At 69.6% G+C, this 21,167-nt stretch carries 20 protein-coding genes; 11 read left to right on the plus strand and 9 right to left on the minus strand.

Features of this window, described 5'->3' with window-relative positions:
* Nucleotides 1-12: 12 nt before the first annotated feature.
* The 6 genes from murJ to trxA all read left to right on the plus strand — a co-directional run bounded on the left by murJ (nt 13) and on the right by trxA (nt 7,197).
* A complete protein-coding gene (gene murJ, locus ACE1OA_RS17425) occupies nt 13-2,217 on the plus strand; it encodes a murein biosynthesis integral membrane protein MurJ (protein WP_356775116.1) in 2,205 nt (734 codons plus the stop codon).
* Between the two features lie 117 nt (nt 2,218-2,334).
* On the plus strand, nt 2,335-4,035 hold the full coding sequence (locus ACE1OA_RS17430) for a protein kinase family protein (RefSeq protein ID WP_356775114.1): 1,701 nt from the start codon (nt 2,335-2,337) through the stop codon (nt 4,033-4,035).
* A 26-nt stretch (nt 4,036-4,061) separates the two neighbouring features.
* Entirely contained in the window at nt 4,062-4,766 is a 705-nt protein-coding gene (sigM, locus tag ACE1OA_RS17435) for an RNA polymerase sigma factor SigM (RefSeq protein WP_356601318.1), read from the plus strand.
* Entirely contained in the window at nt 4,763-5,677 is a 915-nt protein-coding gene (locus ACE1OA_RS17440; protein ID WP_432753030.1) for a hypothetical protein, read from the plus strand. The genes sigM and ACE1OA_RS17440 overlap by 4 nt, the downstream gene beginning before the upstream one ends.
* A gap of 159 nt (nt 5,678-5,836) precedes the next feature.
* Nucleotides 5,837-6,802, plus strand: a complete 966-nt coding sequence (trxB, locus tag ACE1OA_RS17445) for a thioredoxin-disulfide reductase (protein WP_147978785.1) — start codon at nt 5,837-5,839, stop codon at nt 6,800-6,802.
* A 50-nt stretch (nt 6,803-6,852) separates the two neighbouring features.
* Nucleotides 6,853-7,197, plus strand: a complete 345-nt coding sequence (gene trxA, locus ACE1OA_RS17450) for a thioredoxin (protein WP_147978786.1) — start codon at nt 6,853-6,855, stop codon at nt 7,195-7,197.
* A gap of 102 nt (nt 7,198-7,299) precedes the next feature.
* Here trxA and ACE1OA_RS17455 read toward each other — a convergent pair whose 3' ends face one another.
* The 9 genes from ACE1OA_RS17455 to rpmH all read right to left on the minus strand — a co-directional run bounded on the left by ACE1OA_RS17455 (nt 7,300) and on the right by rpmH (nt 14,048).
* Nucleotides 7,300-7,917, minus strand: coding sequence for a GNAT family N-acetyltransferase (locus tag ACE1OA_RS17455; RefSeq protein WP_356601320.1), 618 nt, complete (start codon nt 7,915-7,917; stop codon nt 7,300-7,302).
* 153 nt (nt 7,918-8,070) lie between these two features.
* Nucleotides 8,071-9,174: a ParB/RepB/Spo0J family partition protein gene (locus ACE1OA_RS17460; protein WP_356601321.1), complete on the minus strand. Its 1,104-nt coding sequence runs from the start codon at nt 9,172-9,174 to the stop codon at nt 8,071-8,073.
* A complete protein-coding gene (locus ACE1OA_RS17465) occupies nt 9,171-10,247 on the minus strand; it encodes a ParA family protein (protein WP_356601322.1) in 1,077 nt (358 codons plus the stop codon). Before ACE1OA_RS17465 ends, ACE1OA_RS17460 begins: the two co-directional genes overlap by 4 nt.
* Before the next feature lie 267 nt (nt 10,248-10,514).
* A complete protein-coding gene (gene rsmG / locus ACE1OA_RS17470; RefSeq protein WP_356601323.1) occupies nt 10,515-11,231 on the minus strand; it encodes a 16S rRNA (guanine(527)-N(7))-methyltransferase RsmG in 717 nt (238 codons plus the stop codon).
* 114 nt (nt 11,232-11,345) lie between these two features.
* Nucleotides 11,346-11,861, minus strand: coding sequence for a protein jag (locus ACE1OA_RS17475; protein WP_356601324.1), 516 nt, complete (start codon nt 11,859-11,861; stop codon nt 11,346-11,348).
* Between the two features lie 13 nt (nt 11,862-11,874).
* Nucleotides 11,875-13,191: a membrane protein insertase YidC gene (gene yidC / locus ACE1OA_RS17480; protein ID WP_356601325.1), complete on the minus strand. Its 1,317-nt coding sequence runs from the start codon at nt 13,189-13,191 to the stop codon at nt 11,875-11,877.
* Between the two features lie 3 nt (nt 13,192-13,194).
* The gene (gene yidD / locus ACE1OA_RS17485) at nt 13,195-13,521 is read right to left on the minus strand and encodes a membrane protein insertion efficiency factor YidD (RefSeq protein WP_147978793.1); all 327 of its coding nucleotides are present in this window, start codon (nt 13,519-13,521) and stop codon (nt 13,195-13,197) included.
* Complete coding sequence (rnpA, locus tag ACE1OA_RS17490) at nt 13,518-13,889, minus strand: ribonuclease P protein component (RefSeq protein ID WP_356601326.1); 372 nt, start codon at nt 13,887-13,889, stop codon at nt 13,518-13,520. The genes yidD and rnpA overlap by 4 nt, the downstream gene beginning before the upstream one ends.
* Before the next feature lie 21 nt (nt 13,890-13,910).
* Nucleotides 13,911-14,048, minus strand: coding sequence for a 50S ribosomal protein L34 (gene rpmH / locus ACE1OA_RS17495; RefSeq protein ID WP_015659252.1), 138 nt, complete (start codon nt 14,046-14,048; stop codon nt 13,911-13,913).
* A gap of 382 nt (nt 14,049-14,430) precedes the next feature.
* On the opposite strand from rpmH, the gene dnaA reads away from it, so the two are divergent.
* The 5 genes from dnaA to ACE1OA_RS17520 all read left to right on the plus strand — a co-directional run bounded on the left by dnaA (nt 14,431) and on the right by ACE1OA_RS17520 (nt 21,024).
* Nucleotides 14,431-16,209 (plus strand): chromosomal replication initiator protein DnaA, encoded by a 1,779-nt coding sequence (dnaA, locus tag ACE1OA_RS17500; protein ID WP_356775104.1) that lies wholly within the window; start codon nt 14,431-14,433, stop codon nt 16,207-16,209.
* Between the two features lie 974 nt (nt 16,210-17,183).
* Nucleotides 17,184-18,314 (plus strand): DNA polymerase III subunit beta, encoded by a 1,131-nt coding sequence (gene dnaN, locus ACE1OA_RS17505; protein WP_356601328.1) that lies wholly within the window; start codon nt 17,184-17,186, stop codon nt 18,312-18,314.
* Nucleotides 18,315-18,414: 100 nt separating this feature from the next.
* On the plus strand, nt 18,415-19,293 hold the full coding sequence (gene gnd, locus ACE1OA_RS17510; RefSeq protein ID WP_356601329.1) for a phosphogluconate dehydrogenase (NAD(+)-dependent, decarboxylating): 879 nt from the start codon (nt 18,415-18,417) through the stop codon (nt 19,291-19,293).
* 56 nt (nt 19,294-19,349) lie between these two features.
* A complete protein-coding gene (recF, locus tag ACE1OA_RS17515; protein WP_356601330.1) occupies nt 19,350-20,471 on the plus strand; it encodes a DNA replication/repair protein RecF in 1,122 nt (373 codons plus the stop codon).
* Nucleotides 20,472-20,475: 4 nt separating this feature from the next.
* Nucleotides 20,476-21,024 carry a DUF721 domain-containing protein gene (locus tag ACE1OA_RS17520; RefSeq protein ID WP_432753031.1) on the plus strand — a complete coding sequence of 183 codons (549 nt, stop codon included), beginning with the start codon at nt 20,476-20,478 and terminating at the stop codon, nt 21,022-21,024.
* Nucleotides 21,025-21,167 lie beyond the last annotated feature (143 nt).

The raw sequence follows: 21,167 nt of genomic DNA on the forward strand, positions 1-21,167 counted from the left end.
GGTGGGGTAACCATGAACGCGCCGTACGACGGTGACCGCGGCCAGGGCGCGGGCGGCACCGAGCCGTCCGGCGGCACGCCTGCGGGCCCCCAGGGACCCGGCCGAGGGCCGATGCCCCCGCCGCAGCCCGCCCCCGACCCGCACGGAGAGAATCCGTACGCCCAGGACCCCTACGTCCAGGACGCCTACGCCCACGATCCCTATCGGGCCCAGGACCTGTCCTCACAGGACCCGGTGGGAGAGGCGCTCTACGACCGCGCCGCCCACCCGCCGCCCCCGCCGGGCACCTACCAGGAACCGCAGCCGCTCTACCAGCAGCCGGCGTCGCCTCCGCACGCCCCGGACCCGCGGGTGTGGGCCCAGACCCCGGCACCCGAGCCGGACGGCCCCTCGCGCCACCTGCCCTACGGCGACGACGCCCGCACGGTCCAGTTCACCGGCGTCGACGACCTGGTCACCCGGGCCGGGGACGAGGAACCCGAGCCGGATGCCTTCGCGCACCTCTACCGGGACCAGCAGACCCCGGGGCAGGTGCCCCCGCCCGCTCCGGAGCCGAACCCGATGCCCGCGCCCGCACCGAAGAAGTCCGGCCGCGCCTCCGGCCTGCTGAAGTCGAGCGCGGTCATGGCGGCCGGCACGCTGGTCTCCCGGCTCACCGGCTTCGTCCGCAGCCTCGTGATCACGGGCGCGCTCGGCGCCGCCCTGCTCGGTGACACCTTCACCGTCGCGTACACGCTGCCCACGATGATCTACATCCTCACTGTCGGCGGCGGCCTCAACTCGGTCTTCGTGCCGCAGCTGGTCCGCTCGATGAAGAACGACGAGGACGGCGGCGAGGCGTACGCCAACCGGCTGCTCACGCTCGTCATGGTGGCGCTCGGCGCGATCGTGGCCATCGCCGTCTTCGCGGCCCCTCTGCTGATCCGGCTGATGTCGAACACCATCGCCGACGACGCCGCGGCCAACAGCGTCGCGGTCACCTTCGCCCGCTACTGCCTGCCCACCATCTTCTTCATGGGTGTGCATGTGGTGATGGGTCAGATCCTCAACGCACGAGGCAAGTTCGGCGCGATGATGTGGACCCCGGTCCTCAACAACATCGTCATGATCGTCACCTTCGGCCTCTTCATCTGGGTCTACGGGACCTCCGCCGAATCCCACATGGGCGTGCAGACGATCCCGGAGGAGGGTGTCCGGCTGCTCGGCATCGGTACCCTGCTCGGCCTCGTCGTCCAGGCCCTGGCGATGATCCCGTACCTCCGCGAGACCGGCTTCCGCTTCCGTCCTCGCTTCGACTGGAAGGGCCACGGGCTCGGCAAGACGGTCAGACTGGCCAAGTGGACCGTGCTGTTCGTGCTGGCCAACCAGGCCGGCGTCCTGGTCGTGACCCAGCTCGCCACCGCGGCCGGTGAGGAGTCCGGCAGGAACGGTGCCGGCTTCCTGGCCTACTCCAACGCCCAGTTGATCTGGGGCATGCCGCAGGCCATCATCACCGTCTCCGTCATGGCCGCCCTGCTGCCGCGCATCTCGCGCGCCGCACACGACGGCGATCCGGGTGCCGTCCGGGACGACATCTCGCAGGGCCTGCGGAACTCGGCCGTCGCGATCGTGCCGGTCTCCTTCGCCTTCCTGGCCCTCGGCGTCCCGATGTGCACCCTGCTCTACGCGTCCAGCGGCGTCGAGGCGGCCCAGGGCATGGGCTTCATCCTGATGGCCTTCGGCCTCGGTCTGATCCCCTACTCGGTCCAGTACGTCGTCCTGCGCGGCTTCTACGCCTACGAGGACACCCGGACGCCCTTCTACAACACGGTCATCGTCGCCGCGGTCAACGCGGCGGCATCGGCGGCCTGTTACTTCGTCCTTCCCGCCCAGTGGGCCGTGGTCGGCATGGCCGCCTCCTACGGTCTCGCGTACATGGTCGGCGTGGGCGTCGCCTGGCGCCGGCTGCGTAATCGCCTGGGGGGCGATCTGGACGGTGCCCATGTCATGCGAACCTATGCACGTCTCTGCCTTGCCTCGGTGCCTGCGGCGGTCGTGGCCGGTGCGGTGGGCTTCGGACTTCTGAAGCTTCTCGGGGAGGGTGCTCTGGGTTCGCTCGTCGCCCTTCTGGTGGGCGGAGCGGTCCTGCTGGGTGTCTTCTTCGTGGCGGCGAAGCGCATGCGGATCGAGGAGCTGAACTCCATGGTCGGTATGGTCCGCGGACGGCTGGGACGCTAGGAAGGCAGTCCCGCACAACCATCGTCGGCCGCCGCGTGTCGTGCATAGCGGCCGACTGTGGGCACAATTGGCATGGCTGTTGGATGTGGCGCAACGGATGGGGAGGCAGGAACGACGGTGGCGGAACGTAGCACGGCTGCCGTCGACGTGGCCGACAACAGCGGTGACGACCCGCTGACCGCGAAGGCGGAGAAGGCCGCGACCGACGGGGTGGCGGAAGAGCAGGACACGGCGGACACGACCGCCGACGACGCAGAGAACAAGGCCGGCGACCGGCAGAACGGCGAACAGTCCTCCATCGAGACCCCCGAGCTGCACAGCGGTCACAAACTGGCCAGACGCTACCGGCTCGAGGAATGCGTCACTCGTCTGGACGGATTCAGCAGTTGGCGTGCCGTGGACGAGAAGCTGCGGCGTGCGGTCGGGGTCCATCTCCTGCCTGCCGACCATCCACGAGCGCGTTCGGTACTCGCCGCGGCCCGCTCCGCGGCGCTGCTCGGCGACCCCCGCTTCGTCCAGGTCCTCGACGCCGTCGAGGAGAACGACCTCGTGTACGTCGTGCACGAATGGCTGCCCGACTCCACCGAACTGACGACCCTGCTCGCCGCCGGCCCACTGGAGCCGCACGACGCGTACCAGCTCGTCAGCCAGGTCTCCCAGGCGATGGCGGCGGCCCACCGTGAAGGGCTCGCCCACCTCCGGCTCACCCCGAGCGCGGTGCTGCGCAGCTCCTCCGGTCAGTACCGCATCCGCGGCCTCGCCGTGAACGCCGCCCTGCGCGGCATCAGCGCCGAACGGCCTCAGCGCACGGACACCGAGGCGATCGGCGCCCTGCTGTACGCGGCGCTGACCCAGCGCTGGCCGTACGACAGCGACGCCCACGGCCTCTCCGGCCTTCCCAAGGGCGTGGGGCTGCTTCCCCCCGACCAGGTGCGGGCAGGTGTCCATCGCGGCCTGGCCGAGATCGCCATGCGCGCCCTGGCCAACGACGGTGCCACCGCCTCACGCCAGGAACCGCCGTGCACCACGCCGGACGAGCTCGCCAAGGCCGTGGCGGCGATGCCCCGCATCCGCCCGCCGGAGCCCGAGTTCCCGGCCCCGCCGGAGTACCAGCGCACCACGTACCAGCAGGGCAGCTACGGGCGTCCGCAGCAGGCCGGTCCCGTGGTGACCCAGGTGATGGCGCCTCCGCCACCGCCGCTGCAGAGCCGCACGGGCAAGGCCCTGAAGTGGGCCGTCTCGGCGCTGCTGATCGCCGCCCTGGGGCTCGCCAGCTGGCAGGTGGCGGACCGGCTCCTCGACCAGAACAACAAGTCGGAGACGCCGCAGAACAACCAGCCGCAGGACACCGAGGACGAGAAGGAGGCCGAGATCGGAAAGCCCGTCGCCATCGTCGGGGCCCACGACTTCGACCCGCTCGGCGACGGTTCGGAGAAGCCTCAGGGGATAAAGAACGCCTACGACGGCGACCCGAGCAGCTTCTGGAACACCGACGGCTACTACAGCGCCGACTTCGGCCGGCTCAAGGAGGGCGTGGGTCTCGTCCTCGACCTGGGCAAGGCCCAGCAGATCGGATCGGTGGACGTCTCCTTCGTGGGAGACACCTCCGTGGAGCTGCGCACCGCCCCGGCCGACGCCACGGCCGAACCGAACTCACCAGGTGCCTTCGCCACCCAGGCCAAGGGATCCGGCGGCAAGGTGACGCTGAAGCCCGCCAAGCCCGTGACGACGCGCTACGTTCTGGTCTGGCTGACCAAGCTGCCCGCCAGCGACGGCACATTCCGCGGCAAGATCACGGATATCAAGATCACCAGCTGACGGCAGGGAGGGGAGGGGGCTCACCGTTGGACGACGCGATATACGCGGACATCAGCGACCAGGAACTTCTGGAGCGCCATGTCGCGGGCGATCCCGACGCCTTCGGTGAGCTGGTGCGAAGGCACCGCGACCGACTCTGGGCGGTAGCCCTGCGCACCCTGGGGGACCGCGAGGAGGCCGCCGACGCGGTCCAGGACGCCCTCGTCTCCGCCTTCCGGGCCGCCCATACCTTCCGCGGCCAGTCGGCGGTCACCACCTGGCTGCACCGCATCACGGTGAACGCCTGTCTCGACCGGGCCCGCAAGGCCGTCTCCCGCAAGACGTCTCCCGTGGACGACACGGCCCGCTTCGAGCAGCTCCTGGAGCCCGTGGAGTCCGCCGAGGCCCCCGCCGAGCGCCAGGACCTCCATCGCGAGCTCCTGGCCGCTCTGGCCAAGCTCCCCGCAGAGCAGCGGTCGGCTCTCGTGCTGGTCGACATGCAGGGGTACCCCGTGGCCGAGGCCGCGCGCATCCTGGACGTGCCCACCGGAACCGTGAAGAGCCGCTGCGCACGGGGCCGAGCGAAACTGCTCCCCATGCTCACTCATCTGCGCGCGGACACGGTGGGTAACGAGGGCTCCGACCGGGGAAGGAACCGGACGCCGGGGACATCCGTCCCACCGGTGTCCGGGACAAGGGATAGCGGATCGAACGGTCCGACTGCTGTGAAGGGCGGAGGTGGGCGCGCGTGACATCCACGACCGGCAAGGCCGACACGACACAGCACCCGGACGTCTCGGAGATCTCCGACCTCACCGAGGGACTCCTCGCTCCGGCGCGCGCCGCGGCGGTCCGCCGCCATCTGGACGACTGCTCGCTCTGCGCCGACGTACGCACCTCCCTGGAAGAGATCCGTGGGCTGCTGGGAACCCTCCCCGGTCCTCCCCGGATGCCTGCCGACATCGCCGGCCGTATCGATGCCGCGCTGGCAGCCGAAGCACTTCTCGATGCCACCGCACCCGTCCCCGACACCGATGTTTCACGTGAAACAAGCACGCGGGCCGCGCCGCGCCCGGCCACGGCACCTTCCGGGGGTGCGGAACGTCCCACCGGCCGCTCCGGTGCCGGCACCGGTCCCGGACGCCCCCGCAAGCCCCGCCGGAGGCGCGTCGCCGCCCTGGGCGCCGCCTTCGGGGCCGCGGCCCTGGGGATCAGCCTGTTCCTCACACAGGGAGGACTCCAGAGCCTCAGCGGGGAGTCCGGCGACACGAAGAGCGACACCGCTGCCAGCAGCGCCGTCGACTCGCGTTTCGACGGTCAGGACATCGAAGCCCGCGTGCAGGCGCTCCTCCAGCAGGACCACACCTTCAAGGTTCCCCAGGACAGCAGCCCCGAGTCGATGTCCGCGACGGGCGGTGACACCCCCCGGCGCGGCCTGGTGGAGCCGCTGCCGAACTGCGTCAAGGCCGGCACCGGCCGCCCCGACACGGTGCTCGCCTTCCAGAAGGGTGACTACGAGGGGAAGCCTGCCTACCTCGTCGTCCTCCCTCATCCGACGAACGGCTCTCAGGTACAGGCGTACGTGCTTGACGCGACCTGCACCGCGGGCGGGGGAAAGAACCCGGCCGAGGTCCTCACGACGCACACCTACCCCCGCTCCTGACGTCCACGCCATGCCGGTACCCCCACTCCTGACGTTCAGGCCGTGCCGCGTGTCGGTCTCGGGAATGCCCGCCCCGTAGGATCCGTTGGGTGGGGTGAGAGTCACCGAAACGACCGCCCCGTAGGCAGTAGGCAGTCTGCAGAGACGAGGAAGAAACCCGTGAGCGACGTCCGTAACGTGATCATCATCGGCTCCGGGCCCGCGGGTTACACCGCCGCGCTCTACACGGCGCGTGCGTCGCTGAAGCCCCTGGTCTTCGAGGGTGCCGTCACCGCTGGTGGCGCCCTGATGAACACGACCGACGTGGAGAACTTCCCCGGCTTCCGCGACGGCATCATGGGCCCGGACCTGATGGACAACATGCGCGCCCAGGCAGAGCGCTTCGGCGCCGAGCTGGTTCCGGACGACGTCGTCGCCGTGGACCTGACGGGCGAGATCAAGACCGTCACGGACACCGCCGGCACCGTGCACCGCGCGAAGGCCGTCATCGTCACGACGGGCTCCCAGCACCGCAAGCTCGGCCTGCCGAACGAGGACGCCCTCTCCGGCCGTGGCGTCTCCTGGTGCGCCACCTGTGACGGGTTCTTCTTCAAGGACCAGGACATCGCCGTCATCGGCGGCGGCGACACCGCGATGGAGGAGGCCACCTTCCTCTCGCGCTTCGCCAAGTCCGTCACGATCGTCCACCGCCGTGACAGCCTGCGCGCCTCCAAGGCGATGCAGGAGCGCGCCTTCGCCGACCCGAAGATCAAGTTCGCCTGGGACAGTGAGGTCGCCGAGATCCACGGCGAGCAGAAGCTCTCCGGTCTGACCCTGCGCAACACCAAGACGGGCGAGACCAGCGAGCTGCCCGTCACCGGTCTCTTCATCGCCGTCGGCCACGACCCGCGCACCGAGCTCTTCAAGGGCCAGCTGGAGCTGGACGAGGAGGGCTACCTCAAGGTCGACGCGCCGTCGACGCGGACGAACCTGCCGGGCGTCTTCGGTGCCGGTGACGTCGTCGACCACACCTACCGCCAGGCGATCACCGCCGCCGGCACCGGCTGCTCCTCCGCACTCGACGCCGAGCGCTTCCTGGCCGCCCTCGCCGACAACGAGAAGCTCGCCGAGACCCCCGCGGTCTGATCCCCCTCAGGCTTTCCCACCCCACACCCCGCGAAGTTAAGGAGGTCGCCGTGGCCGGCGCCCTGAAGAACGTGACCGACGCATCCTTCGAGGACGACGTCCTCAAGAGCGACAAGCCCGTCCTGGTGGACTTCTGGGCCGCTTGGTGCGGACCGTGCCGTCAGATCGCCCCGTCGCTGGAGGCCATCGCCGCGGAGCACGGTGAGATCGAGATCGTGAAGCTCAACATCGACGAGAACCCGGCCACGGCCGCCAAGTACGGCGTCATGTCGATCCCGACCCTGAACGTCTACCAGAACGGCGAGGTCGTGAAGACGATCGTCGGCGCCAAGCCGAAGGCCGCGATCCTCCGCGACCTTGAGGGCTTCGTCTCCGACGAGGCCACGAAGGCCTGACGCCACGTCTGTTTCACGTGAAACACGAACGGCCCGCCCCGGATCGGGGCGGGCCGTTCGTGTGCCCTGGGGCAGCGGCGGGCGGCGCGTCCCCCACGGGCCCTACAGCGGCCGCAGCGCGGGCTCCTTCTGCACCGCGCCGAGGAGACGGTCCAGCGCCATCTCGACGTCCTCCTTCCAGGAGAGCGTCGTACGGAGCTCCAGCCTCAGCCGCGGGTACGCCGGATGGGGCCGCACCGTCTTGAAGCCCACGGCCAGCAGATGATCGGCCGGCAGAACACAGGCCGGCTCCTTCCAGCGACCGTCGCCGAAGGCCTCGATCGCCTTGAAGCCGCGCCGGAGAAGGTCCTTGGCGACGGTCTGCACCATCGTGCGGCCGATCCCCTGCCCTTGGTACCCGGGCATGATCCACGCCGTTATCAACTGGACCGCGTCCGCGGAGACCGGACTCGTGGGGAAGGCCATGGAGCGCGGCACATAGGCCGGAGGCGCGTAGAGAACGAAGCCGACCGGCACGTCGTCGACGTAGACCACCCGACCGCAGGATCCCCACTCCAGCAGGACGGCGGAGATCCAGGCTTCCTTCTCCAGCTCGGGCCGCCCCGCCTTCACGGCGGCCTCCCCGCTCACCGGGTCGAGCTCCCAGAAGACACAGGAGCGGCACCTCTTCGGGAGATCCGGAAGGTTGTCCAGCGTGAGTGGTACGAGCCGACGCCCCACGGCTGTTCCTCTCTTCCCGCTGCCGGCGCAGCACCGGTTTCGCCTCCCAGAATCGTATCGATGGGGCGTTCGGGGCGATACCGCGCGCAGGCAAAGGGACGGGCCGTGTCCCGGTCTTCACCGGTACACGGCCCGCCATGAGTCGCAGAGGGCTCAGCCCTCGGCGTCCTCCTCGTCCGTCTCGGCGTTCCCGTGGTCCATGACGCGTCCTTCGCCCGGAGCCAGCGTCGACAGGATCCGCTCCAGATCGTCCAGCGAGGCGAACTCGACGACGATCTTGCCCTTCTTCTGGCCCAGGTCCACCTTCACCCGCGTCTCGAAGCGATCCGAGAGACGGGAAGCCAGTTCGGTGAGAGCCGGCGAGACACGTGCGCCCGCCCGGGGGCCCTTGGGCTTGACCGTCGACGTGGGCTCCGAGCCCATGAGCGTGACGATCTCCTCGACCGCACGCACCGAGAGGCCCTCAGCGACGATCCGGTACGCGAGCTTGTCCTGCGTCTCGGGGTCGTCCACGGACAGCAGGGCACGGGCGTGGCCCGCCGACAGGACCCCGGCGGCCACCCGGCGCTGGACCGGCGGGGAGAGGCGCAGCAGACGCAGCGTGTTGGAGACCTGGGGACGCGAGCGCCCGATCCGGTCGGCCAGCTGGTCGTGCGTGCAGTTGAAGTCCTTCAGCAGCTGGTCGTAGGCGGCGGCCTCTTCCAGCGGATTCAGCTGTGCCCGGTGCAGGTTCTCCAGGAGGGCGTCCAGAAGGAGCTTCTCGTCCTCCGTGGCCCGGACGATCGCGGGGATGCGCTCCAGACCGGCTTCACGGCAGGCCCTCCAGCGCCGCTCACCCATGATGAGCTCGTAGCGCTCGGTGCCCAGCTGCCGGACGACGACAGGCTGGAGCAGACCGACCTCCTTGATGGAGGTGACCAGTTCCGCGAGCGCGTCCTCGTCGAAGACCTCACGCGGCTGCTTGGGGTTGGGCGTGATGAAGTCCAACGGCAGTTCGGCGAAGTGAGCACCCGCGGGCGCTTCCGGCTCCTCCACCACGGCAGGCTCGACCACGGGCACCACGGAGTCCGGGGACTGCGGGCTCTGCGGGAGGGTCGCCATCTTCGCGGCGGCCACCCCCCGCTCGGAAGGCAGCACCGGGGTGGAGACGGACGAGGAAGGTCCCGCCACACCCACCGCCGGCACCTGCCGCTCCTGGGGAGCGGCAGGAATCAGCGCACCGAGCCCACGCCCCAATCCCCTACGTCGCTCGCTCACTGGATCCCCTCCGACATGTTGCTCTGGTTGTTCTGCTGCCCGACGTGGGCGTGCTCGGCGTCGTAGCGGATACCGACCCCGCGCAGCGCGATCTCACGGGCCGCCTCGAGGTACGAGAGCGAGCCGCTGGAGCCCGGATCGTACGTGAGGACGGTCTGGCCGTAACTCGGGGCCTCCGAGATACGCACGGACCGGGGGATGCTGGTCCTCAGCACCTCCTCACCGAAGTGGCTGCGCACCTCGTCGGCGACCTGGGAGGCGAGCCTCGTCCGGCCGTCGTACATGGTCAGGAGGATCGTCGACACGTGCAGCGTGGGGTTCAGGTGCCCCCGCACCAGGTCGACGTTCCGCAGCAGCTGTCCCAGGCCCTCCAGCGCGTAGTACTCGCACTGGATGGGGATCAGCACCTCGGCACCCGCCACGAGGGCGTTGACCGTGAGCAGTCCCAGGGACGGCGGGCAGTCGATGAGGATGTAGTCCAGGGGCTGCTCGTAGGCCTGGATGGCTCGCTGCAGGCGGCTCTCACGCGCCACCAGCGACACCAGCTCGATCTCCGCACCGGCGAGATCGATGGTGGCGGGGGCGCAGAAGAGACCTTCGACGTCCTGGACGGGCTGGACCACGTCGGAGAGCGGCTTGCTCTCCACCAGGACGTCGTAGATCGAGGGCACGTCGGCGTGGTGATCGATGCCCAGGGCGGTCGAGGCGTTGCCCTGCGGGTCGAGGTCGATGACCAGGACCCGGGCTCCGTGCAGGGCCAGCGAGGCGGCAACGTTGACCGTCGTGGTCGTCTTGCCGACGCCGCCCTTCTGGTTGGCGACCACCATCACGCGTGTCTGGGCAGGCCGGGGGAGCCCCTCACCAGCGCGCCCCAACGCCTCTACGGCAAGTTGGGCTGCACGACCAATAGGGGTGTCGTCCATCGGGGGCGGTGTTTCACGTGAAACATCCTCCCCGACCGATTCGGTTCGGGGACCGGGGACCGGGTCGGTCATCGGTCCCGCGATGTTGGCGTCGGACCGCAAGGATTCACTCTCCTCGGCTTCAGGCTCGCGATGGACAGAGCCTGCCATGCTTTCGGGGTCGTGAACCAGCGAGGCCCGTGGTTCTGTGGGTGAATCCACCTCTGTGGACAATCCCGTAACCCTCACGGGGGGTTTCGAGAGGGGTTTCCGGTCCCGGGGCGTGGCAGCCGCGCGACCGCGGCCGATGATCCCCTGCAGCAGTGAGCGACGTTTCACGTGAAACACGATGCACTCGCCGCTGATCCCGGGCCGTTCGACACTCCGAAATGCTCACGTATGGCAGCTTGTAAGGATCAGACACGCCGCGTCGACGGCTCAGCGACGGCGACGCGTCCTGCTGGGTCGGGCGGCCTTCGCCCGCTTTGCGGCGAACCTCACACCGCCGGGGCTCTCACCGACCTCCACCCGGACCACCGTCGTCATGGGGTCGACGATGCCCTCGCCGACCTGCAGGACCGAGGTCCCGACCACGCCCAGCTTGGCGAGGGCGGCGCGTGCACCGCTGATCTCCTCCTCGGCGGTGTCCCCCTTGAGGGCCAGCATCTCGCCGTACGGACGCAGCAGGGGAACGCCCCAGCCGGCGAGCCGGTCGAGCGGCGCCACGGCGCGGGCGGTCACCACGTGCACCGGCGAGACCTTGCCCAGCATCTCCTCGGCACGGCCGCGGACGACGGTCACATGGCTCAGCCCCAGCAGCTCCACGACTTCCTGGAGGAAGTTCGTCCGGCGCAGCAGCGGCTCCAGGAGCGTGATCTTCAGGTCGGGCCGGACGAGTGCCAGCGGGATGCCGGGAAGTCCGGCGCCCGAGCCCACGTCACACACGGAGACGCCCTCGGGGACCACTTCGGACAGCACCGCACAGTTCAGCAGGTGCCGCTCCCACAGCCGGGGGACCTCGCGTGGGCCGATCAGCCCCCGCTTGACTCCCGCGTCCGCGAGGAGCTCCGCGTAGCGAACGGCCTCCGGGAAGTGCTCACCGAATACCGTCCGCGCCTGCTCAGGCGCAGGGGGAAGCTCCGCTGCCTCCGTCACGGGAACCGTCCTTCCGTAGCGCACATCCTGCGCGCGCACTGTGGTGGCTGAACTATCAGGCTTACAAAGATCGGCCCCGCCTGCGAGCAGACGGGGCCGACACTGCGAAGGAGGTCAGGCAGGGAGAACGACGACGAAGCGCTGCGGCTCCTCGCCCTCGGACTCGCTGCGCAGACCGGCGGCGGCGACCGCGTCGTGCACGACCTTGCGCTCGAACGGCGTCATCGGGTCCAGCTTCACCGGGGCACCGGTGGACTTCACCTCGGACGCGGCCTTGGCACCGATCTCTGCGAGCTCGGCCCGCTTCTTGGCGCGGAACCCGCTGATGTCGAGCATGAGGCGGCTGCGGTCACCGGTCTCCCGGAGCACGGCCAGCCGGGTCAGCTCCTGAAGCGCCTCCAGCACCTCGCCGTCGCGACCCACAAGCTTCTGCAGGTCGCGGCTGCTCGAGTCGCTGACGATGGAGACCGCGGCCCGGTCCGCCTCGACGTCCATGTCGATGTCGCCGTCGAGATCGGCGATGTCGAGCAGACCCTCGAGGTAGTCGGCCGCGATCTCACCCTCCTGCTCCAGGCGGGTCAGGGTGTCGCCACCCTCTGCGGCGGCGGCGGTGGTGGTGCCTTCCGTCACGGATGGACTCCTTCTACTTCTTGGAGGACGGGTGCTTGGGCCGCTGCTGGCCCTTGCGCTGACCGGACTTGGCCTGGCGGGAAGCCCCGGAGTTGGCGCGGCTGGGACGCACGGACTGATCGCCCGAGGCGTTCTTCGCCGTGTCCTTGGCGTCCTTGGCCTCGTCGTGGGGCTTCTTCTCCAGCGAGGTGGTGGGCTCCGCGGAGGGGGACTCGTCCTTCTCCTCGCCGCCCTTCGCCGGGGCCGGGTGGGCACCGCCGGCCTGGCGCTTCGCCTTGGTCTGGCGCTTCGGCTGCTGACGCTTGACCGCGCCGGCACCCTCGGCCTCGGCCGCGATCGTGTCGCTCTTGATCACGGTGCCGTCGGCCTGGGCGGCGTAGCCGGCCTTGGCCAGGCCCGCGAAGAAGCGGCGCTCGTTGTCGTTGCGCTCGGCGCCCTTGGCGACCACGACCTTGACGATGTTCTTGCGGCGACGGCCGCGGACCTCGTCGTGCGTGGTGATGCTCTTCAGCAGGCGCTGGAGGTAGGCGTCCTGCGCCTTGCTGCCCGGGGTCGGGTTCTGGTTGATCACGTACATCTGCTGGCCCATGGTCCACACGTTCGTGGTCAGCCAGTAGACGAGAACACCGACGGGGAAGTTGATGCCCATGACGGCGAAGATCAGCGGGAAGATGTACATCAGCATCTTCTGCTGCTGCATGTACGGCGTCTTCACCGAGAGGTCGACGTTCTTCATCATCAGCTGGCGCTGCGTGAAGAACTGCGAGGCCGACATCATGATGATCATGACCGCGGTGACGATGCGGACCGAGGTCAGCGAGGCGTCGAGCGCGGCGACCTCGGCAGCGCTGTCGGTGAAGGTGGCGGCCAGCGGGGCACCGAAGATGTGCGCCTGGCGGGCGCTCTCCAGCAGAGGCTGGTCGATGACACCGATCGTCTTGCCCTCGGCGATGTGGGAGAGCACCGCGTACAGCGCGAAGAAGAAGGGGGACTGCGCCAGGATGGGCAGGCACGAGGAGAGCGGGTTGGTGCCCGTCTCCTTGTACAGCTTCATCATCTCTTCGGACTGACGCTGCTTGTCGCTCTTGTAGCGCTCCTGGATCGCCTTCATCTTCGGCTGGAGCGCCTGCATGTTCCGGGTCGACTTGATCTGCTTGACGAACAGCGGGATCAGGCAGATACGGATCAGCACCACGAGGGACACGATCGACAGGCCCCAGGCCCAGCCCGTGTCAGGGCCGAAGATCGCCCCGTACAGCTTGTGGAACTGGACGATCACCCATGAGACAGGTGTGGTGATGAAGCTGAAAAAATTGGCAATCGTGTCCACTAATCAGGCTCCTTGAGCATTGGGCGAGGTCTCTGCGGCCGGGCTCGTCTCGGCGGTGGACCCGCCCGTGTCGCCGCGCAGTGCGTTCCGCAGCATTTCGTGCCAGCGAGGACGCTTGCGTGCGGGGACATGGTCCACGCCGCCGGGCGACCACGGGTTGCACCGCAGGATGCGCCAGGCGGTCAGGGCTGTGCCCTTGATCGCGCCATGCCGGTCGATGGCCGTGAATCCGTAGTGGGAACACGACGGGTAGTACCGGCAGACGGGCCCGAGGAGCGGGCTGATCGTCCACTGGTACAGCTTGATGAGAGCCAGCAGCGGGTACTTCATCGCGCGCCCCCTCCCAGGAGCCGCTCGAGAGCGGCGTCCAGGTCTCGGGCCAGCTGTGCGTGATCGGCGTCGCCGGCTCCGGGCAACGCCCGTACGACCACCAGGCTACCGGGGGGCAGCTCGGAGAGCCGATCGCGGACGAGATGGCGCAGACGTCGCTTCACCTGATTGCGTACGACGGCGCCGCCCACGGCCTTGCTCACGACGAAACCCGCACGCGTCGGGGAAGCGCTCTCCCCAGGCGCGTGCGGGTCCGTTGCACCGCTGCGTAGGTGGACGACGAGGAGTGGGCGACCGGCCCGGCGTCCTCGACGTACCGCGGTTGCGAAGTCCTCGCGCCGCCTCAGCCGATTCTCGGTAGGCAGCACGTCATGACCTGTTTAAGAAGATCAGGCGGACAGGCTCGCGCGACCCTTGGCGCGACGGTTCGCCAGGATGGCGCGACCGGCACGCGTGCGCATCCGCAGGCGGAAGCCGTGGGTCTTGGCGCGACGACGGTTGTTCGGCTGGAAGGTGCGCTTGCTCACTCGGGGGCTCCAGAAATGATTCGTGTGGTGGCGGGACATCGCCTGGCTGTCACCGTGCGCCCACGAGAAGCTCGCAATACGCCCGAGTGCACCGCTTCACGATCACAGACCGTGATCTTTGCCCATCGGAGGCAGGCGGCAGCAGCCATCGACAACTCGACCTGGTTACGGTACGCGCGGCTACGCCATCCGGTCAAACCGACCGGTCACCGGGGTCCATTGTGCACAGGCTGTGGACAACAACTTGAACCACGTCAGCCGCCCCGACTACCGTGGCTGGACTCCTGAATCTTTTTCCGTTCTGTCCTTTCCTGTCCTAACGGACTTCGACCTGCCGTCCCGAGAACCACACATTCGTGGGACCTGCGAGGAAGCGTGCCCCGTGGCTGACGTACCTGCCGATCTTGCCGCAGTGTGGCCACGCGTGCTCGAGCATCTCCTCGGAGAAGGCCAACAAGGCATCGAGTCCAAGGACAAGCAGTGGATCGAGCGCTGCCAGCCTCTCGCACTGGTGGCCGACACCGCGCTCCTCGCCGTCCCGAACGAGTGGGGCAAGCGCGTCCTCGAAGGCCGGCTGGCCCCGCTGATCAGCGAGACGCTGAGCCGCGAGTGCGGCCGCCCCATCCGGATCGCGATCACCGTCGACGACTCGGTCGGCGAGCCGACCCCGCCCGCGCCGCCGGTCCAGCAGCAGCCCCGCTACGACGAGCGGCCGCCCGCCGACACGTACGAGAAGTACGACGGCTACGGTCACCGCCCGATGCAGGACGACGGGCTGCCGACCGCACGCCCGGCCTACCCGGACTACCAGCAGCCGCGTCCCGACCCCGGCTCCTGGCCGCGCACCCAGGAGGACCTCTCCTGGCAGCAGCCGCGGCTCGGCGGGTTCCAGGAGCGCGACCCGTACACCGGCCCGCGCCCGCAGCAGCCCCAGCCGCCGCGCTACGACGAGCGTCCGTCGGCCTACCAGCAGCAGCCGCAGCGGCCGGAGCGCCCCGAGCCGCAGGGCCCGGGTGCCGGCCAGGGGATCGGTCCGGGCTCGCGCCCGGGCGGTCCGGCGTCGGGTCCCGTGGGCGGCCCCGGCCACTCCTCGGGGCAGGGCTCCGCGCCGGGTGCCCCGGGTGAGCAGCACGCCCGCCTGAACCCCAAGTACCTCTTCGACACCTTCGTCATCGGCTCGTCGAACCGCTTCGCGCACGCCGCCGCCGTCGCGGTGGCCGAGGCGCCGGCGAAGGCCTACAACCCCCTCTTCATCTACGGGGAGTCGGGCCTCGGCAAGACGCACCTGCTGCACGCGATCGGTCACTACGCGCGCAGCCTCTACCCGGGGACCCGCGTGCGGTACGTGAGCTCGGAGGAGTTCACCAACGAGTTCATCAACTCGATCCGCGACGGCAAGGGCGACACCTTCCGCAAGCGCTACCGCGACGTGGACATCCTGCTCGTCGACGACATCCAGTTCCTCGCGAGCAAGGAGTCGACGCAGGAGGAGTTCTTCCACACCTTCAACACGCTCCACAACGCGAACAAGCAGATCGTGCTCTCCTCGGACCGGCCGCCCAAGCAGCTGGTGACGCTGGAGGACCGGCTCCGCAACCGCTTCGAGTGGGGCCTGACCACCGACGTGCAGCCGCCGGAGCTGGAGACGCGGATCGCGATCCTCCGCAAGAAGGCGGTGCAGGAGCAGCTCAACGCCCCGCCGGAGGTACTGGAGTTCATCGCCTCCCGGATCTCGCGGAACATCCGTGAGCTGGAGGGCGCGCTGATCCGGGTGACGGCCTTCGCGAGCCTCAACCGGCAGCCGGTGGACCTGGGGCTGACCGAGATCGTCCTCAAGGACCTGATCCCGGGCGGCGAGGACTCGGCGCCGGAGATCACGGCCGGCGCGATCATGGCGGCGACCGCCGACTACTTCGGCCTGACGGTGGAGGACCTCTGCGGGTCCTCGCGCAGCCGGGTGCTGGTGACGGCACGCCAGATCGCGATGTACCTGTGCCGGGAGCTCACCGACCTGTCGCTGCCGAAGATCGGCGCGCAGTTCGGCGGCCGGGACCACACCACGGTGATGCACGCGGACCGCAAGATCCGCGCGCTGATGGCCGAGCGGCGCTCCATCTACAACCAGGTCACCGAGCTCACCAACCGCATCAAGAACGGCTGAGCCGGCCGGCGGACAGAGCGGTGAAGGGCGCCCGGGACACGTTCCCGGGCGCCCTTCACGCGTTCCCGGAGCCTCTCCGCGTGTCCCTGCCGGAGCCTTCCCCTGCGTATGTCGGGTGCCCTGGGGAACGCCCGTCGCGTGCCCACGCGGAGTTCTCCGGGCGCCCCCGCGGACCTTCCCGACGCCTCCGCGGAGCCCCCGGACGTCCTCTCCGGACGCGCGAGACGACTGTGCACAGCCCTGTGAGCGGACCACGCTGTTCGAATCAACGGGACGGGTGGCGTGTTCTCCACAGATTGAGGGATGATCTTCCGTCCACAGGGTGGGGACTGCCGAGTTATCCGGATCATGTCCACAGGCTGGGCAGAGGGCATCCCATCAGCCCAGGTCAGGAGGGTGTGGATTTGTTGGCAACCTTGATCCACACCCTGTGGATGAATCTTTCGTCCACAGGGGCGGCTTTCGGTTGTCCACTGGCAACCCACAGGCGGCTCTCGGTTGCCCACAGCTTCTCCACACCGCTGTCCACTGTTCGGCAACGAAACCACCCCTCTCACTGCGTCGAGTGAAAGCGGTCACACCAAGGGGGGCGGTTGGGCTGTGGGGAACGCGGGTAAAGCTGGGGACAGCGCTGGGGAGAAGTCAGGCCGCCCTGTGTACCGGGTGTGCAGAACTTTCGGGTGTCCACAGAACCGCCTGGTTGTCCACGGGCTCCACCCACAGGCGCGGTGGACAAAAAACGGGTGCTGACCTGCGAAAACGGGGTTATCCACGGTTTCCACAGCCCCTACTACTACTCCCACTTAGAGTTAGCTAGGAATCCGCTTCGAAGTGGGACCTGTGCACAACTCGACGCCGGGGCTTCGGCGACCTCTTGTCGCGACTTGACCCCGAGCCGCACCGAGTGTCGGCGGCGTACGTCAGACTGGTTCCCGCAGTCGACGAAGAGCCAGCAACAGCAGGAGGCGGTTCCGGTGAAGATCCGGGTGGAGCGCGATGTACTCGCGGAGGCGGTGGCCTGGGTGGCCCGCAGCCTTCCGGCCCGTCCGCCGGCGCCGGTGCTCGCGGGCCTTCTGCTGAAGGCCGAGGACGGCGCCCTGAGCTTCTCGAGCTTCGACTACGAGGTCTCGGCCCGCGTCTCCGTCGAGGCGGAGGTCGAGGAGGACGGCACCGTCCTCGTCTCCGGCCGCCTGCTCGCCGACATCTGCCGCGCCCTCCCCAACCGTCCGGTGGAGATCTCCACAGACGGTGTACGGGCGACCGTGGTCTGCGGCTCCTCCCGCTTCACCCTCCACACCCTGCCTGTGGAGGAGTACCCGGCGCTGCCCGAGATGCCCACCGCGACCGGCACCGTCCCCGGTGAGGTCTTCGCCTCCGCCGCCGCGCAGGTCGCCATCGCGGCCGGCCGCGACGACACGCTGCCCGTCCTGACCGGTGTGCGCATCGAGATCGAGGGCGACACGGTCACCCTGGCCTCCACCGACCGCTACCGCTTCGCGGTCCGTGAGTTCCTGTGGAAGCCGGAGTCCCCGGACGCCTCCGCGGTCGCCTTGGTGCCCGCGAAGACCCTGCTGGACACCGCCAAGGCGCTCACCAGCGGCGACACCGTCACCCTGGCGCTCTCCGGCTCCGGCAAGGGCGAGGGCCTGATCGGCTTCGAGGGCGCGGGCCGCCGCACCACCACCCGCCTGCTCGAGGGCGACCTGCCGAAGTACCGCACGCTCTTCCCCACCGAGTTCAACTCGGTCGCGGTGATCGAGACCGCCCCGTTCGTCGAGGCCGTCAAGCGTGTGGCCCTGGTGGCCGAGCGCAACACCCCGGTCCGCCTGAGCTTCGAGCAGGGCGTGCTGATCCTGGAGGCCGGCTCCAGCGACGACGCACAGGCTGTGGAGCGTGTGGACGCGGTGCTGGAGGGCGACGACATCTCGATCGCCTTCAACCCGACGTTCCTGCTGGACGGTCTCAGCGCGATCGACTCCCCGGTCGCCCAGCTCTCCTTCACGACGTCCACGAAGCCCGCGCTGCTGAGCGGCAAGCCGGCCCTGGATGCCGAGGCGGACGAGGCGTACAAGTACCTGATCATGCCGGTGCGTCTGTCGGGCTGACACCCGTCGACTGAGCGGCCGACCCCACAGGTGTGCACCCGTGTCCGGGCGTAGGCTCGGGCACGGGTACGAACCGCACACGACGCTTAAGGAATCTCTGATGGAGCTCGGTCTCGTCGGTCTCGGCAAGATGGGCGGCAACATGCGTGAGCGCATCCGCCGCGCAGGCCACACCGTCATCGGATACGACCGCAACCCGGACCTCGCGGATGTCCACAGCCTGGAAGAGCTTGTGGGCAAGCTCAAGGGACCGCGCGTCGTGTGGGTGATGGTCCCGGCCGGTGCCGCGACCCAGTCCACGGTCGACGAGCTTTCCGAGCTGCTCTCCCCCGGCGACATCGTGGTGGACGGCGGGAACTCCCGCTGGACCGACGACGAGAAGCACGCCGAGGAACTCGCCGCCAAGGGCATCGGCTTCGTCGACTGCGGCGTCTCCGGCGGCGTGTGGGGCCTGGAGAACGGCTACGCGCTGATGTACGGCGGCGACGCCGAGAACGTGGCGAAGGTCCAGCCGATCTTCGACGCGCTCAAGCCGGAGGGCGAGTTCGGTTCCGTCCACGCCGGCAAGGTCGGCGCCGGCCACTTCGCCAAGATGGTCCACAACGGCATCGAGTACGCCATGATGCAGGCGTACGCCGAGGGCTGGGAGCTGCTGGAGAAGGTCGACTCCGTCACCGACGTGCGCGAGGTCTTCCGCTCCTGGCAGGAGGGCACCGTCATCCGCTCGTGGCTGCTCGACCTGGCGGTCAACGCCCTGGACGAGGACGAGCACCTGGACCAGCTCCGCGGCTTCGCGCAGGACTCCGGCGAGGGCCGGTGGACCGTCGAGGCCGCCATCGACAACGCCGTGCCGCTGCCCGCGATCACCGCTTCGCTGTTCGCGCGCTTCGCGTCCCGGCAGGACGACTCCCCGCAGATGAAGATGATCGCCGCGCTGCGCAACCAGTTCGGCGGCCACGCGGTCGAGTCCAAGAAGTAGTCCACAGGCTGTGCACCCACCGGTGCACAGCAGTCGGGGGAAGGCCGGCGCACACCATGCACGTCACGCATCTGTCGCTGGCCGACTTCCGTTCCTACGCCCGGATCGAGGTCCCGCTCGATCCGGGCGTCACCGCTTTCGTGGGTGCCAACGGGCAGGGCAAGACCAATCTGGTCGAGGCCGTGGGCTACCTCGCCACCCTCGGCAGCCACCGGGTCGCCTCGGACGCCCCGCTGGTCCGCATGGGGGCGGACCGGGCGATCATCCGTGCGGCGGTCACCCAGGGCGAGCGCTCCCAGCTGGTCGAGCTCGAGCTCAACCCGGGGCGCGCCAACCGCGCCCGGATCAACCGGTCCTCCCAGGTCAGGCCCCGTGACGTGCTGGGCATCGTGCGGACCGTGCTGTTCGCGCCGGAGGACCTCGCGCTGGTCAAGGGCGATCCGGGCGAGCGCCGGCGCTTCCTGGACGAGCTGATCACGGCACGCGCGCCGCGCATGGCCGGTGTGCGCGCCGACTACGAGCGGGTGCTCAAGCAGCGCAACACGCTGCTGAAGTCCGCCGCGATGGCCCGCCGGCACGGCGGCCGCGGCATGGACCTGTCCACCCTCGACGTCTGGGACCAGCACCTGGCCCGGGCGGGGGCGGAGCTGCTCGCCCAGCGGCTGGACCTGATCGCCGTGCTGCAGCCGCTCGCCGACAAGGCGTACGACCAGCTCGCCCCGGGCGGCGGACCGATTCTGCTGGAGTACCGGCCGTCCGCGCCGGGTGCCGGGCACACCCGGGAGGAGCTCTACGAGCAGGTGCTCGCCGCGCTCGCGGAGGTGCGCAAGCAGGAGATCGAGCGGGGCGTGACGCTGGTCGGTCCGCACCGGGACGAACTGCTGCTCAAGCTCGGCGACCTGCCGGCCAAGGGGTACGCGAGCCACGGGGAGTCCTGGTCGTACGCGCTGGCGCTGCGGCTGGCCTCGTACGACCTGCTGCGAGCGGAGGGGAACGAGCCGGTGCTCGTCCTCGACGACGTCTTCGCGGAGCTGGACGCCCGGCGGCGCGAGCGGCTCGCGGAACTGGTGGCTCCGGGCGAGCAGGTGCTGGTGACGGCGGCGGTGGACGACGACGTTCCGGGAGTTCTCGCGGGGATCCGGTACGGGGTCGCGGGAGGTTCGGTGGAGAGGCTGTGAGGTCGTGAGCGAGACCGAGGGCCCGAGCGGAGCCCCGAAGGCCCCCGAGCCCACCGGGGTCGACCTCGCCCGGGTCGCGCTGCGGGCCGCCAAGGAACAGGCGAAGGCGAGGGGCGCGGCCGCCCAGCAGAAGAAGCAGGCCCGGCGGGGCGGCGGGCTGCGCTCCGGCTCGGGTGCCGACGGGCGTGACCCGATGGCGCTGGGCTCGGCGATCAACCGGCTCATCACCGAGCGCGGCTGGGAGACCCCGGCGGCGGTGGGCGGTGTCATGGGCCGCTGGCCCCAGATCGTGGGCGACGACCTGGCGAAGCACTGCGTGCCGCTGAAGTACGACGAGGACCCGGACGCCCGGGTGCTCACGGTGCAGTGCGACTCGACGGCATGGGCGACGCAGCTGCGGTTGCTCGCTCCGAGGCTGGTGGCACGGCTGAACGAGGACCTCGGGCACGGCACGGTCCGGGTGATCAAGGTGCTGGGTCCGGGGGCTCCGCGGCGTGACTACGGGCCGCTGCGCGCGCCCGGTTCGGTCGGGCCCGGCGACACCTACGGGTAGCGGGGACCTTCGCCGGGGCCGGGTCCCCACCGTCGCCCGATGCCGGCGCGCCCTTTCTCCACAGCCGGCGCCCACCTGTGGAGGGTGCCTGTGCGCGGTGCCGCCCCCCGCGTCCGGTCGTCCACACGGCTGTGCGAAGCGTC

The sequence above is a fragment of the Streptomyces sp. JL2001 genome (genome assembly GCF_050917515.1).
In the GTDB taxonomy this organism is placed as follows: Bacteria; Actinomycetota; Actinomycetes; order Streptomycetales; family Streptomycetaceae; genus Streptomyces.

Bases quoted from the DNA above. Each gene is read 5' to 3' on its own strand.
- yidD (WP_147978793.1), bottom strand. From the start codon at position 13,521: ATGAAGTACCCGCTGCTGGCTCTCATCAAGCTGTACCAGTGGACGATC.
- ACE1OA_RS17465 (WP_356601322.1), bottom strand. From the start codon at position 10,247: ATGGCAGGCTCTGTCCATCGCGAGCCTGAAGCCGAGGAGAGTGAATCC.
- murJ (WP_356775116.1), top strand. From the start codon at position 13: ATGAACGCGCCGTACGACGGTGACCGCGGCCAGGGCGCGGGCGGCACC.
- gnd (WP_356601329.1), top strand. From the start codon at position 18,415: ATGGAGCTCGGTCTCGTCGGTCTCGGCAAGATGGGCGGCAACATGCGT.
- recF (WP_356601330.1), top strand. From the start codon at position 19,350: ATGCACGTCACGCATCTGTCGCTGGCCGACTTCCGTTCCTACGCCCGG.